This is a genomic window from Undibacterium sp. TJN25 (genome assembly GCF_049339885.1).
Taxonomy (GTDB): domain Bacteria; phylum Pseudomonadota; class Gammaproteobacteria; order Burkholderiales; family Burkholderiaceae_D; genus Undibacterium.
This window is the reverse complement of sequence record NZ_JBMPPM010000009.1, coordinates 59,919-73,833: the sequence shown is the minus strand read 5'-3', so window position 1 is coordinate 73,833 and position 13,915 is coordinate 59,919. Positions and strand designations below refer to the sequence as shown.

12 protein-coding genes are annotated in these 13,915 nt (G+C 55.7%); all 12 read left to right on the top strand.

Annotation, left to right across the window (positions count from 1 at the left end; translation table 11 throughout):
* The first annotated feature begins 27 nt into the window (after nt 1-27).
* Entirely contained in the window at nt 28-624 is a 597-nt protein-coding gene (locus tag ACO0LO_RS21320) for an NADH-quinone oxidoreductase subunit C (protein ID WP_422967164.1), read from the top strand.
* Nucleotides 624-1,877 carry an NADH-quinone oxidoreductase subunit D gene (locus ACO0LO_RS21315; RefSeq protein ID WP_422967163.1) on the top strand — a complete coding sequence of 418 codons (1,254 nt, stop codon included), beginning with the start codon at nt 624-626 and terminating at the stop codon, nt 1,875-1,877. Before ACO0LO_RS21320 ends, ACO0LO_RS21315 begins: the two co-directional genes overlap by 1 nt.
* 39 nt (nt 1,878-1,916) lie before the next feature.
* A complete protein-coding gene (nuoE, locus tag ACO0LO_RS21310) occupies nt 1,917-2,414 on the top strand; it encodes an NADH-quinone oxidoreductase subunit NuoE (RefSeq protein WP_422967162.1) in 498 nt (165 codons plus the stop codon).
* The gene (nuoF, locus tag ACO0LO_RS21305) at nt 2,414-3,709 is read left to right on the top strand and encodes an NADH-quinone oxidoreductase subunit NuoF (RefSeq protein WP_422967160.1); all 1,296 of its coding nucleotides are present in this window, start codon (nt 2,414-2,416) and stop codon (nt 3,707-3,709) included. The genes nuoE and nuoF overlap by 1 nt, the downstream gene beginning before the upstream one ends.
* Nucleotides 3,710-3,743: 34 nt before the next feature.
* Entirely contained in the window at nt 3,744-6,077 is a 2,334-nt protein-coding gene (nuoG, locus tag ACO0LO_RS21300) for an NADH-quinone oxidoreductase subunit NuoG (RefSeq protein WP_422967158.1), read from the top strand.
* A gap of 11 nt (nt 6,078-6,088) precedes the next feature.
* Nucleotides 6,089-7,141 carry an NADH-quinone oxidoreductase subunit NuoH gene (nuoH, locus tag ACO0LO_RS21295; RefSeq protein WP_422967156.1) on the top strand — a complete coding sequence of 351 codons (1,053 nt, stop codon included), beginning with the start codon at nt 6,089-6,091 and terminating at the stop codon, nt 7,139-7,141.
* Between the two features lie 12 nt (nt 7,142-7,153).
* Complete coding sequence (gene nuoI / locus ACO0LO_RS21290; protein ID WP_422967154.1) at nt 7,154-7,642, top strand: NADH-quinone oxidoreductase subunit NuoI; 489 nt, start codon at nt 7,154-7,156, stop codon at nt 7,640-7,642.
* A 45-nt stretch (nt 7,643-7,687) separates the two neighbouring features.
* The gene (locus ACO0LO_RS21285; protein ID WP_422967152.1) at nt 7,688-8,347 is read left to right on the top strand and encodes an NADH-quinone oxidoreductase subunit J; all 660 of its coding nucleotides are present in this window, start codon (nt 7,688-7,690) and stop codon (nt 8,345-8,347) included.
* Between the two features lie 3 nt (nt 8,348-8,350).
* On the top strand, nt 8,351-8,656 hold the full coding sequence (nuoK, locus tag ACO0LO_RS21280) for an NADH-quinone oxidoreductase subunit NuoK (RefSeq protein WP_394778195.1): 306 nt from the start codon (nt 8,351-8,353) through the stop codon (nt 8,654-8,656).
* Between the two features lie 101 nt (nt 8,657-8,757).
* Complete coding sequence (gene nuoL / locus ACO0LO_RS21275; protein WP_422967150.1) at nt 8,758-10,830, top strand: NADH-quinone oxidoreductase subunit L; 2,073 nt, start codon at nt 8,758-8,760, stop codon at nt 10,828-10,830.
* Nucleotides 10,831-10,851: 21 nt separating this feature from the next.
* Entirely contained in the window at nt 10,852-12,345 is a 1,494-nt protein-coding gene (locus ACO0LO_RS21270) for an NADH-quinone oxidoreductase subunit M (RefSeq protein WP_422967148.1), read from the top strand.
* Between the two features lie 82 nt (nt 12,346-12,427).
* Complete coding sequence (gene nuoN, locus ACO0LO_RS21265) at nt 12,428-13,912, top strand: NADH-quinone oxidoreductase subunit NuoN (RefSeq protein WP_422967146.1); 1,485 nt, start codon at nt 12,428-12,430, stop codon at nt 13,910-13,912.
* The last annotated feature ends 3 nt before the right edge of the window (nt 13,913-13,915 follow it).

The following is a 13,915-nucleotide window of genomic DNA, read 5'->3' as shown; positions in this document are numbered from 1 at the left end:
GCGACTCTTAGAGCGGCTTTTTAAATTATGACTACCAAACTGGAAATCCTTGAGACGGCAGTAAAAAATGTCTTGGGCGATAGACTCCTGAAGTTCACTGCGGCGCTCGGCGAATTGACGATCGTTGTCAGTCCGACGGCCTACTTTGGCGCCATGCGCGATTTGCGCGACCATGCCGATACCCAATTTGAAGAATTGATCGACCTGTGCGGCGTGGACTATTCCACTTACGGTGACGGCGCCTGGGATGGCGCCCGCTTCGCAGCGGTGTCCCACCTGCTGTCCATCAAGCATAACTGGCGTCTGCGCGTGCGCGTGTTCGCCAGCGACGACGACATGCCGGTACTGCCTTCGCTGATCGATATCTGGAGCACTGCCAACTGGTATGAGCGCGAAGCTTTTGACTTCTTCGGCATCCTGTTTGACGGCCACAATGACTTGCGCCGCATCCTGACCGACTATGGCTTCATCGGCCATCCTTTCCGCAAGGATTTTCCGATTTCCGGCTATGTGGAAATGCGTTACGACCCGGAGCAGAAGCGCGTCATTTATCAGCCTGTGACTGTAGAGCCGCGTGAGATCACGCCGCGCGTCATTCGTGAAGAACATTACGGGATGAAATAATGGCCGAGATTAAAAATTACACCCTGAACTTTGGTCCGCAGCATCCCGCTGCACACGGCGTCTTGCGTCTCGTGCTTGAGTTGGATGGCGAAGTCATTCAACGCGCCGATCCGCATATCGGCCTGTTGCATCGCGGAACTGAAAAGCTGGCGGAACAAAAGACCTTTATCCAGTCCGTGCCTTACATGGACAGGCTCGACTATGTGTCGATGATGTCGAATGAGCACGCCTATGTGATGGCGATCGAAAAAATGCTGGGCCTGGAAGTTCCCTTGCGCGCCCAGTACATCCGCGTGATGTTCGACGAAATTACCCGTATCCTGAACCATCTGCTGTGGATAGGCGCACATGCGCTGGACGTGGGCGCGATGGCGGTGTTCCTGTATGCATTCCGCGAACGCGAAGATCTGATGGACTGCTATGAAGCAGTTTCCGGCGCCCGCATGCATGCTGCCTATTATCGTCCGGGTGGCGTGTACCGTGATCTGCCAGAGCAAATGCCGCAGTTCAAGGTGTCTTCGCTGAAGAATGAAAAGGCGATGCGCCTGCTGAATGAAAATCGCCAGGGTTCGCTGCTGGATTTCATTGAGGACTTCACTAACCGTTTCCCGAAATACGTCGACGAATACGAAACGCTGCTGACCGATAACCGTATCTGGAAACAGCGCCTGGTAGGTATTGGGGTGGTGTCGCCTGAGCGTGCCAAGGCCATGGGCTTTACCGGCGCAATGCTGCGCGGTTCAGGCATTGAATGGGATCTGCGCAAGAAGCAGCCGTATGAAGTGTACGACCTGCTGGATTTCGATATTCCTGTCGGCGTTAATGGCGATAGTTATGACCGCTATCTGGTGCGGGTTGAAGAAATGCGTCAGTCCAACCGCATCATCAAGCAGTGCATTGAATGGCTGCGCAACAACCAGGGTCCGGTCATCACCGACAACCACAAGATTGCGCCGCCGCACCGCGTGAACATGAAGTCGAACATGGAAGAACTGATCCATCACTTCAAGCTGTTCACCGAAGGTTTCCACGTGCCGGCAGGCGAGGCTTACGCAGCAGTTGAGCATCCGAAAGGCGAATTCGGTATCTACCTGATTTCCGACGGCGCGAACAAGCCTTACCGCTTGAAAATCCGCGCGCCGGGCTTCCCGCATCTGCAGGGCCTGGACGAAATGGCCAAGGGCCACATGATTGCGGATGCTGTGACCATCATTGGTACGCAGGATATTGTGTTTGGCGAAATTGATAGATGATTGACTGCCCATTGGGCGGCGATTTTAAAGGCATTAGCTATGGTGTTATCAGAGCAAGCATTCAAGAAGATTGACCGGGAACTGGCAAAGTATCCGGCAGATCAAAGACAGTCGGCCGTCATGGCTGCGCTGGCTATCGCGCAGGACGAAACCGGCTGGGTATCGCCGGACGTCATGCAGACGCTGGCCGATTACATCGGCATGCCGGCGGTGGCGGTGCAGGAAGTGGCAACTTTCTACAACATGTACAACACCAAGCCGGTCGGCAAGTTCAAGATTTCGGTCTGCACCAACCTGCCTTGCGCCTTGTCTGGCGGTGAACGCGCTGCGCATCACCTGAAGCAAAAGCTCGGCATCGACTACAAGGACACCAGCGCGGACGGCATGTTCACACTGGTGGAAGGCGAATGCATGGGCGCCTGCGGCGACGCGCCGGTCATGCTGGTTAACAACAAGCGCATGTGCAGCTTCATGTCGAATGAAAAAATTGATGAGCTCGTCAGCGAGCTGCAAACACACACACCGGCGGGGGCATAATGACGAGCTTGCATGATCGCCATATCAAACCGCTGATCCTGGCAGGCCTGGACGGCAAGAACTGGCACCTGGACGATTACGTCAAGCGCGGCGGCTATCAGCAGCTGAAGCGCATCCTGAACGACAAGATCACGCCGGAGCAGGTCATCGCTGAACTGAAGGCCGCTTCGCTGCGCGGACGCGGCGGCGCGGGTTTTCCTACCGGCCTGAAGTGGAGTTTCATGCCGCGCCAGTTTCCCGGCCAGAAGTATCTGGTCTGTAATACGGACGAGGGCGAACCAGGTACGTTCAAGGATCGCGACATCATCCGCTACAACCCGCATGCACTGATCGAAGGCATGGCCATCGGCGCGTATGCGATGGGCATTACTGTTGGCTACAACTATATCCACGGCGAGATCTTCGCGGAGTACGACCGCTTCGAAGAAGCGCTGGAAGAAGCACGCTCCGCCGGCATGCTGGGCAATAACATCGCCGGTTCTGAATTCTCGTTCCAGTTGCACGCCCATCACGGCTACGGTGCCTATATCTGCGGCGAAGAAACTGCGTTGCTGGAATCGCTGGAAGGCAAGAAGGGGCAGCCGCGCTTCAAGCCGCCTTTCCCTGCAAGCTTTGGCCTGTACGGCAAGCCGACCACGATCAACAATACCGAAACTTTTGCGGCCGTGCCTTTCATCTTCGCGGTGGGCGGCGAGAACTACGCCGCAATGGGCAAGCCGAATAATGGCGGCACCAAGATTTTCTCGATTTCCGGCGACGTTGAGCGCCCCGGTAATTATGAAATTCCATTGGGCACCCCGTTTGCAACGCTGCTGGAACTCGCAGGCGGCATGCGCGGCGGCAAAAAGATCAAGGCTGTCATCCCCGGCGGTTCGTCTGCTCCCGTCGTTGTCGGCGATGTCATGATGAATACCGATCTCGATTACGATTCGATCGCCAAGGCTGGCTCCATGCTGGGTTCAGGCGCCGTGATCGTGATGGATGACACTCGCTGCATGGTCAAATCCCTGCTGCGCCTGTCTTACTTCTATTTTGAAGAGTCCTGCGGTCAGTGCACTCCTTGCCGAGAAGGCACGGGCTGGATGTACCGTATGGTGAACCGCATAGAAAACGGGCAGGGCCGTCCTGAAGATCTGGACCTGCTGAACTCGGTTGCCGACAACATCCAGGGCCGCACGATCTGTGCGCTGGGCGATGCGGCGGCGATGCCGGTTCGTGCTTTCGTCAAGAATTTCCACGAAGAATTTGAATATCACATCGAGCATAAGCATTGCTTGGTGCCCGCTTACATTTAAGCCAGCTTAGGTTAGCGCACAGTTAGAGTAGACCATGGTTGAAATAGAAATAGACGGCAAAAAAGTCGAAGTGCAAGAAGGCAGTATGGTAATGGATGCTGCCAACAAGCTTGGCACTTACATACCGCATTTTTGCTATCACAAGAAATTGTCCATCGCGGCAAACTGCCGCATGTGTCTGGTGGAAGTGGAAAAGGCTCCCAAGCCTTTGCCCGCTTGCGCCACGCCAGTGACAGCCGGCATGATAGTCAGGTCCAATAGCGACAAGGCCGTGAAAGCCCAAAAAGGCGTGATGGAGTTCCTGCTGATTAACCATCCGCTGGATTGTCCTATCTGCGACCAGGGCGGCGAATGCCAATTGCAGGATCTGGCAGTAGGCTATGGTGCCGGCAGTTCCCGCTACGAAGAAGAAAAGCGCGTCGTCTTCCATAAGGACGTAGGTCCGCTGGTGTCGATGGAAGAGATGAGCCGCTGCATCCACTGCACGCGTTGCGTCCGCTTCGGCCAGGAAGTGGCCGGCGTGATGGAGCTGGGCATGCTGGGCCGCGGCGAGCATTCCGAGATCACTTCTTTTGTCGGCAAGACAGTGGATTCCGAGCTGTCCGGCAACATGATCGATATCTGCCCGGTCGGCGCCCTGACGTCCAAGCCTTTCCGCTATTCCGCCCGTACCTGGGAATTGTCACGCCGCAAATCCGTCAGCGCGCACGACGGCCTCGGCGCCAACCTGATCGTGCAGGTCAAGAACAACAAGGTCATGCGCGTTGTTCCGCTGGAAAACGAAGCAGTCAACGAATGCTGGATTTCCGACAAGGACCGTTTCGCCTATGAAGGCGTGAACAGCGAAGAGCGTCTGACCAAGCCGATGATCAAGCAGGGCGGCCAGTGGCAGGAAGCCGACTGGCAGACTGCGCTGGAATATATCGCGCACGGCCTGAAAAACATCAAGCATGAACATGGCGCTGCATCCATCGCTGGAGTGGCAACACCAAGCTCCACGCTGGAAGAGTTGACATTGCTGCAGCGCGTAGTGCGCGGCCTCGGTTCCGATAGTGTCGATTTCCGCCTGCGCCAGTCCGACTTTTCTCTGGGCGGCAAAGTCAGGCCATGGCTGGGCATGTCCATCGTGGACTTCAGCCAATTGAAAAATGTTTTTGTGATCGGCTCTTTCCTGCGCAAGGACCATCCTTTGCTGGCGGCGCGCCTGCGCCAGTCTGTCAAAATGGGTGCCAAGCTGAGCAGTCTTCATGCAACCGATGATGAACTGCTGATCAAACTGGCCAATAAAGCCGTGCTGGCACCATCGGCGTGGCTGGGCTTCCTGGCGGAAGTGGCTGTCGCAGTCGCCGCCAAAAAAGAAATCGCCAAGCCTGCCGGCTTTGACGCGGTACAAGCCTCCGCTTCGGCGGAAGCAATCGCCGCCAGCCTGCTGGCCGGCAATAGTGGCGTCTTCATCGGCAACACCGCTGCCCAGCATCCGGATGCGGCCAAAATCCACGCACTGGCACAATGGATTGCACAAAACGCAGGCGCCGGTTTCGGTTACCTGACGGAAGCGGCCAATACTGTAGGCGGTTACCTGGCAAACGCATTGCCGGCGTCCGCCGAGACGGCTGCGCAATTGTTTGCTCAGCCTAAAAAAGCCTATGTACTGCTGCATGCAGAACCGGAGCTCGATTACGCCAATCCGCAACAGGCAAAAGCAGCGCTGGAACAGGCTGAGATGGTAGTCGTCATGTCGGCATTCAAGCATGGCGCGGATTACGCCGACGTGCTGCTGCCGGTATCGCCATTTACCGAAACTTCCGGCACCTTCGTCAATTGCGAAGGCCGCGCGCAAAGTTTCCACGGCGTAGTCAAGCCTTTAGGCGATACGCGTCCGGCATGGAAGGTGTTGCGCGTATTGGGTAACCTGCTGGGCCTGTCCAATTTTGAATTCGACACAGCGGAAGCCGTGCGCGACGAAGTGCTGGGCCTGGATAAGTCCGGTCTAGCTGCAAGCTTGAACAATATCGCCGACGCTGTTCCTGCGGCGCCTGCCGCCGTGGCAGCAGACGTAGCGAACGGTCTGGAACGTGTGTCCGACGTGCCTATCTACAGCACCGATGCTATCGTGCGCAGGGCGGAATCGCTGCAAAAAACAGCGGACGCCAAAGCGCCGAAAGCATGGCTGAGCACAGCGCAGTTTGCCAGGCTCGGCATCAACGACGGCGATCAGGTCAAGCTGGTGCAAAGCAATGGCGCGGTAGCGCTGCCGGCTGCACTGGACAAGTCGCTGCCTGACAATGTTGTGCGCGTTGCCGCAGGCCATGCTGCAACCAAGGCCCTGGGCGCGATGTTCGGTTCCGTCACAGTGGAGCGTGCATAATGAGTGTGCTGATGACTATAGAAAACTTCGGCCTGAGTATTCTGGGGCCGGTGTGGCCGCTGGTGTGGACCGTGATCAAGATCGTCTGCATCGTATTGCCGGTCATGGGCCTGGTCGCTTATCTGACCTTGTGGGAACGCAAGATGATAGGCTGGATGCATATCCGTCTTGGACCTAACCGCGTAGGCCCTGCAGGTTTGCTGCAACCTATCGCCGATGCCTTGAAGCTGCTGCTGAAAGAAATCGTTGTCCCGACCAAGGCCAGCAAGGTCTTGTTTGTGCTGGCTCCCGTGATGACCATCATGCCTGCGCTGGCCGCATGGTCGGTGTTTCCGTTCGGTCCTGAGATCGTGCTGGCCGATGTGAATGCAGGCTTGCTGCTGGTCATGGCAATCACGTCGATGGGAGTGTATGGCGTCATCATCGCCGGCTGGGCGTCCAATTCCAAGTATGCGTTCCTCGGCGCCATGCGTGCTTCCGCGCAAATGATCTCTTACGAAATCGCAATGGGTTTCGTGCTGGTCATCGTACTGATGGTTTCCGGCAGCCTGAACCTGACTGAAATCGTCAATGGACAGGCCAAGGGCATGGCTGCAGGCGTTGGCGTGAACATCCTGTCCTGGAACTGGCTGCCGCTGTTGCCCGTATTCGTCGTGTATGTGATTTCCGGCATTGCCGAAACCAACCGTCACCCGTTTGACGTGGTCGAAGGCGAATCCGAGATCGTTGCCGGCCACATGGTGGAATACTCCGGCATGTCGTTCGCGATGTTCTTCCTGGCGGAATACGCCAACATGATCTTTATCTCCGCCATGGCATCGCTGATGTTCCTGGGCGGCTGGCTCGCACCTTTCAGTTTCCTGGATTTCATCCCGGGCTGGATCTGGCTGGGCATGAAGACCTTTGTTGTAGTGTCGATGTTTATCTGGGCCCGCGCTTCTTTCCCGCGCTACCGCTATGACCAGATCATGCGTCTGGGCTGGAAAGTGTTTATCCCGCTGACTTTGGGGTATTTGGTAATTGTCGCTGCGTGGATACAAACGCCGTGGAATATTTGGAAGTAAGAGGCTGAAAAAATGGAAGCCATACGAGATTTCTTTAGCAGCCTGATGCTGCGCGAACTGATCAAGGGCCTGGCCCTGACAGGTCGCTATATGTTTGCCCGAAAGATTACGGTGCAGTTCCCGGAAGAAAAAACGCCGCAATCGCCGCGTTTTCGCGGCCTGCATGCATTGCGTCGCTACCCCAACGGGGAAGAGCGCTGCATCGCCTGCAAACTGTGCGAGGCAGTATGTCCGGCAATGGCAATTACGATTGAGTCCGACCAGCGCGCTGATGGCACCCGCCGTACGACACGCTACGATATCGATCTGACCAAGTGCATTTTCTGCGGTTTCTGCGAAGAATCCTGCCCGGTCGATTCCATCGTTGAGACTCATGTGCTTGAATACCATGGCGAAAAACGCGGTGATCTGTACTTCACCAAAGAGATGTTGCTGGCAGTAGGCGATCGGTATGAAACGGAAATTGCAGCAGCCCGTGCAACCGATGCTGCATATCGTTAATGCAAGCTGCAATGACTGATCTAATTAACCGGATTTTGGCTTGATATGGAATTTATAACAGTAATATTTTATGTATTCTCGGCGATCCTGATTTTCGCCGCGACCCAGGTCATTACTGCGCGCAATCCGGTGCATGCCGCCTTGTTCCTGGTCCTGTCCTTTTTCACTGCCGCCGGCATCTGGCTGCTGCTGAAGGCGGAATTCCTGGCTATCGTGCTGGTGCTGGTCTACGTTGGTGCGGTGATGGTGCTGTTCCTGTTTGTCGTGATGATGCTGGATATCGATATCGAGAAGCTGCGCGAAGGTTTCTGGAACCATTTTCCACTGGCGGCAACCGTAGGTGTAGTGATCGTGCTGGAAATGTCTGCAGTGCTGTGGCGCGGTTTCCTGCGTCCGGACAACAAGGTGCCTGCGGCAGCCGACACCATCGGCAATACCAAATCGCTGGGTATGGCAATCTATACGCATTATTCTTTCCCGTTTGAGATTGCCGCCGCCATCCTGCTGCTGGCAATTGTCGCTGCCGTGGCATTGACACTGCGCCGCCGCAAGGACACCAAATATTTCGATCCTGCGAAAGCTGTCAAGATCAAGGCCTCCGACCGTATCCGCATTGTCAGCATGAAAGCGGAATCCGAGCGCGCCAACCCGTCGGCAGCAGCTACGCCTGCTACCGAAGGCAAAGAAGAAAAGAAGGGAGCCTAAATGATTCTGACCCTGACACATTACCTGATCCTGGGCGCAATCCTGTTTGCGATTTCCATCGTCGGCATTTTCCTGAACCGCAAAAACATCATCCTGTTGCTGATGGCAATCGAATTGATGCTGCTGGCGGTGAATATCAACTTTATCGCTTTCTCGCATTATCTCGGCGACGCCGCCGGGCAGATTTTTGTCTTCTTCATCCTGACCGTAGCCGCCGCAGAATCGGCGATCGGCCTGGCTATCCTGGTCGTGCTGTTCCGTAACCTGGACACGATCAATGTGGAAGACCTGGATGCGCTGAAAGGCTAAGGCTGGCAGTCCGGCAGCACCAAGAAATTGAATAAAGAGATACTTGCCGCCTGCGTGCAGACGGCAAGCTCAAGAGTAACGAGATAACAACAAGGGTCATCATGGCGGGGCAACTTAACCCACTTCTATTACTGGCTGTACCACTTGCACCACTGGCCGGCTCCGCAATTGCGGGCTTGCTGGGAACCAAATTTTTTGGTAACAAGGTCGGTCGCGCCACATCGCATACGGTCACCATCGGCGGTGTGCTGATCGCCTTCATCATCTCCTGCATGACGCTGTCGGCAGTAGTGGACGGGGCGACCTACAACGGTACTCTGTACCAGTGGATGAATGTCGGCGGCCTGAAGCTGGAAGTCGGCTTCCTGATCGACAGCCTGACGGCGATGATGATGTGCGTCGTGACCTTTGTGTCGCTGATGGTGCATATCTACACGATAGGCTATATGAAAGATGACGAAGGCTATAACCGCTTCTTCTCTTACATCTCGCTGTTTACTTTCTCGATGCTGATGCTCGTCATGAGCAACAATTTCCTGCAGCTGTTTTTCGGCTGGGAAGCCGTGGGCCTGGTGTCTTACCTGCTGATCGGTTTCTGGTACACACGTCCGACTGCCATCTACGCCAACATGAAAGCCTTCCTGGTCAACCGCGTCGGCGACTTCGGCTTCATCCTCGGCATCGGCCTGTTGCTGGCCTACACCGGCACAATGAACTATTCCGAAGTATTCGCCAAGAAGGAAGAGTTGGCTCACCTGATGCTGCCGGGGACCGACTGGATGCTGATCACCGTGGCCTGTATCTGCCTGTTCATCGGCGCGATGGGTAAGTCGGCGCAATTCCCGCTGCACGTGTGGTTGCCGGATTCGATGGAAGGCCCTACGCCTATTTCCGCGCTGATCCATGCCGCGACGATGGTGACTGCCGGCATCTTCATGGTGACACGCATGTCGCCGCTGTTTGAACTGTCCGACACGGCCCTGTCCTTCATCCTGGTCATCGGTTCCATTACTGCGCTGTTCATGGGTTTCCTGGGCATTATTCAGAACGATATCAAGCGCGTGGTTGCTTACTCCACGCTGTCGCAATTGGGCTACATGACGGTCGCACTGGGTGCTTCGGCCTACTCGGTCGCAGTATTCCATCTGATGACCCACGCATTCTTTAAAGCGCTGCTGTTCCTCGGCGCCGGTTCCGTCATCATCGGCATGCACCATGATCAGGACATCCGCAACATGGGCGGCCTGCGCAAATACATGCCGATTACCTGGATCACATCCTTGCTGGGTTCGCTGGCGCTGATAGGCACGCCGTTCTTCTCCGGTTTTTATTCGAAGGACAGCATTATTGAGGCAGTGCAGGCATCGCATCTTCCCGGTTCCGGTTTTGCGCAGTTTGCGGTACTGGCAGGCGTGTTCGTTACGGCTTTCTATTCGTTCCGCATGTATTTCCTGGTGTTCCACGGCAAGGAGAATTTCGGCCATGCACATCACCATGACGATCATGCGCATGATGACCATCTTGCTGAAGAAGAGGGTGATGACCATGATGCGCATCACCACGGCCTGGCGCCTGGCCAGAAGCCGCATGAATCCCCTATGGTAGTCTGGCTGCCGCTGGTGCTGCTGGCGATCCCCTCGGTGATCATCGGTTTCTTTGCGATAGAGCCTATGCTGTTCGGCAATTTCTTCAAAGGCGTGATTTTTGTCGATGAGGCGCATCATGCGATGGAAGAACTGACCCATGAATTCCAAGGTCCGGTCGCAATGTCTATCCATGCGCTGAAGACTGCGCCATTGTGGCTGGCGATTGCAGGCGTGGCACTGTCTTACTACTTCTACATGATCAAGCCGTCTATTCCGACCGCGATCAAGAAGCATGCGCATGCGATCTACACGCTGCTGGACAATAAATATTACATGGATAAATTCAACGAGGTCGTGTTCGCCGGCGGTGCCCGCCTGCTGGGCGGCGGCTTGTGGAATATCGGCGACAAGGGGCTGATCGACGGCTTGGTCGTCAATGGCAGCGCCAAGGTAGTGGGCTGGTTCTCGCGCCTGACCCGCCTGTTCCAGACCGGTTATCTGTATCACTATGCGTTTGTAATGATTCTTGGGGTAATGGGCTTCCTTGCCTATATCATGTTTCCTTTCATGTTCCCTTTAGCCAAATAAGCAATTCATAAAAAAGTAATCATGATGCAGTCAACTTCTATCCTGTTAAGCCTCGCAATCTGGTGCCCTATTGCGTTCGGCGTTCTCGTGCTGGTCTTCGGTCGCGACGACAACCCGGGCCTGGTGCGCTGGACATCCCTGATCGGTTCCCTGATCAGCTTTATCGTGACTTTGCCGCTGCTGCGGGATTTCAATAATTCCGCGCACGGCATGCAGTTCGTCGAAAAAAACGCATGGATAGAGCGCTTCAACATCTTTTATTCGCTGGGGATAGACGGCATTTCGCTGTGGCTCATCCTGCTGACGGCGTTTATCACCGTCATCGTCGTGATCGCTGCATGGGAAGTGATCGAAAAGCAGGTTGCGCAATACATGGGTGCTTTCCTGATTCTGTCTGGCCTGATGATAGGCGTGTTCTGCGCAATGGACGGCTTGCTGTTCTATGTGTTCTTTGAAGCGACGCTGATTCCGATGTACATCATCGTCGGCGTCTGGGGCGGCCCGAACCGCGTGTATGCGGCGTTCAAGTTCTTCCTGTACACGCTGATGGGTTCGCTGCTGACGCTGGTTGCGATCATCTATCTGTACTTCAAGTCCGGCAATTCTTTCGACATCCTGACATGGCACCACCTGGCGTTGCCGATGCATGCGCAGATCCTGCTGTTCCTGGCGTTCCTGATGGCGTTTGCCGTCAAGGTGCCGATGTGGCCGGTACATACCTGGCTGCCGGATGCCCACGTGGAAGCGCCTACCGGCGGTTCCGTGGTGCTGGCGGCCATCATGCTGAAGCTTGGTGCTTATGGTTTCCTGCGCTTCTCGCTGCCTATCGCTCCGGATGCCAGCCACTACCTGTCCGGCTTCATGATCACGCTGTCGCTGATTGCGGTGATCTACATCGGCCTGGTGGCGATGGTGCAGGCCGACATGAAAAAACTGGTTGCGTATTCTTCGATTGCGCACATGGGCTTCGTGACACTGGGTTTCTTCGTGTTTAACGACATGGCGATGCAGGGCGGTATCGTGCAGATGATTTCGCACGGTTTCATTTCCGGCGCGATGTTCCTGTGCATAGGCGTACTGTACGACCGCGTGCACTCACGCCAGATCGTCGATTACGGCGGTGTCGTCAACACGATGCCGAAGTTTGCGGCGCTGTTCGTGCTGTTTTCGATGGCTAACTGCGGCTTGCCTGCCACTTCCGGCTTCGTCGGCGAGTTCATGGTGATCCTGGGTGCAGTCAAGTTCAATTTCTGGATAGGCATGCTGGCAGCAACGGCGCTGATCCTCGGCGCGGCATATTCGCTGTGGATGACCAAGCGCGTGATTTTCGGTGCGATGACGCACGACCACGTCGCCAAGCTGAAAGACCTGAACAAGCGTGAATTTTTCATGCTGGGACTGCTCGCTGTCATCGTGCTGGCAATGGGTCTGTACCCAGCGCCAATCACTGATGCCATGCAGGTGACAGTCAGCGATTTGTTGAAGCACGTAGCAGTCTCCAAAATAGCACCTTGAATCGATACTGATTTCGGGGCACGAAGATTTTAGCTTGCCGCATTTTGGTTGAATGCGTGGATGCAGATAAACGGTAGTACAAATGAATAATATGAACCTGATACCACTCTATCCTGAGATTTTCTTGTTGCTTGCCATTTGCGCGATCTTGCTGATCGACATGTTCCTGGCAGACAGCAAGCGCCACATTACCTATGTCATGTCGCTGGGCGCGCTGGCGATCTGCGGCATACTGACCGTGGTCAATTTCAATGACGGCCATTCGGTGTATCTGGCGAATAACATGTTTGTTGCCGACCCCATGTCCGACCTGCTGAAGATATTTTCGTATATCGCAGTCGGCGTCACGCTGGTGTATTCCCGCCAGTATGTGACGGACAGGGAAATGACGAATAACCACTTGGGTGGCGAATTCTACTCGCTGGCGCTGTTCACGTTGCTCGGCCAGATGGTGATGATCTCGGGCAATAATTTCCTGGTGATCTACCTTGGCCTGGAACTGATGTCGCTGGCGCTGTATGCACTGGTGGCCTTGCGCCGCGACCACACTGTTTCGACCGAGGCGGCGATGAAGTATTTCGTGCTGGGCGCGCTGGCTTCAGGTTTCCTGCTGTATGGTATTTCCATGCTGTACGGCGCTACCGGCTCGCTGGACCTGACAGAAGTGGCAAGGGCGGCTGCATCGCCGGCGGTGAATAAAACCATCCTGGTGTTCGGTGTCGTATTCCTGGTGGCTGGCCTGGCGTTTAAACTGGGCGCGGTACCTTTTCACATGTGGGTGCCTGACGTCTATCAGGGCGCGCCAACCTCCGTAACCCTGCTGCTAGGCGGCGCGCCGAAACTGGCGGCGTTCGCGATGACTTTCAGGCTGCTGGTGGAGGGCCTGTTCTCGCTGGCCATCGAATGGCAGCAGATGCTCACCGTCTTGGCGGTGCTGTCGATTGCCATCGGCAATATCACGGCGATCGCGCAAACCAATCTGAAGCGCATGCTCGCCTATTCAACGATTTCGCAGATGGGCTTCATGCTGCTGGGCTTACTGTCGGGTGTGTTTAATGGCGATACCAGCCATGCCGCGGCCGCGTATGGCGCATCGATGTTCTACACGGTGAGCTATGTCACCACGACGCTAGGTACCTTCGGCATGATCCTGCTGCTGGCTCGCTCCGGTTTTGAAGCCGAGAACCTGGAAGACCTGAAGGGCCTGAACAAGCGCAGTCCATGGTTCGCGTTCCTGATGCTGCTGATGATGTTCTCGCTCGCAGGTATTCCGCCATTCGTCGGTTTCTGGGCCAAGCTCGCTGTGCTGCAGGCCGTGGTTGCAACCGGCCAGGTATGGCTGGCGGTGGTGGCCGTGCTGTTGTCGCTGATCGGCGCGTTCTACTACATCCGTGTCGTCAAGATGATGTACTTCGACGAGCCGACGGATACCTCGCCTATCACCGCCCACGGCGATATGCGCGTGGTGCTGAGCATCAATGGCCTCGCCGTACTGGTGCTGGGCCTGATGCCAGGCTCGCTGATTGCCGCTTGTTCGCAAGCCATCATCAAAACCCTGGCGTCCTGATTC

Bases quoted from the DNA above. Each gene is read 5' to 3' on its own strand.
- nuoE (WP_422967162.1), top strand. From the start codon at position 1,917: ATGGTGTTATCAGAGCAAGCATTCAAGAAGATTGACCGGGAACTGGCA.
- nuoN (WP_422967146.1), top strand. From the start codon at position 12,428: ATGAATAATATGAACCTGATACCACTCTATCCTGAGATTTTCTTGTTG.
- nuoH (WP_422967156.1), top strand. From the start codon at position 6,089: ATGACTATAGAAAACTTCGGCCTGAGTATTCTGGGGCCGGTGTGGCCG.
- ACO0LO_RS21315 (WP_422967163.1), top strand. From the start codon at position 624: ATGGCCGAGATTAAAAATTACACCCTGAACTTTGGTCCGCAGCATCCC.
- nuoG (WP_422967158.1), top strand. From the start codon at position 3,744: ATGGTTGAAATAGAAATAGACGGCAAAAAAGTCGAAGTGCAAGAAGGC.
- ACO0LO_RS21270 (WP_422967148.1), top strand. From the start codon at position 10,852: ATGATGCAGTCAACTTCTATCCTGTTAAGCCTCGCAATCTGGTGCCCT.
- nuoI (WP_422967154.1), top strand. From the start codon at position 7,154: ATGGAAGCCATACGAGATTTCTTTAGCAGCCTGATGCTGCGCGAACTG.
- ACO0LO_RS21285 (WP_422967152.1), top strand. From the start codon at position 7,688: ATGGAATTTATAACAGTAATATTTTATGTATTCTCGGCGATCCTGATT.
- nuoF (WP_422967160.1), top strand. From the start codon at position 2,414: ATGACGAGCTTGCATGATCGCCATATCAAACCGCTGATCCTGGCAGGC.
- nuoL (WP_422967150.1), top strand. From the start codon at position 8,758: ATGGCGGGGCAACTTAACCCACTTCTATTACTGGCTGTACCACTTGCA.
- ACO0LO_RS21320 (WP_422967164.1), top strand. From the start codon at position 28: ATGACTACCAAACTGGAAATCCTTGAGACGGCAGTAAAAAATGTCTTG.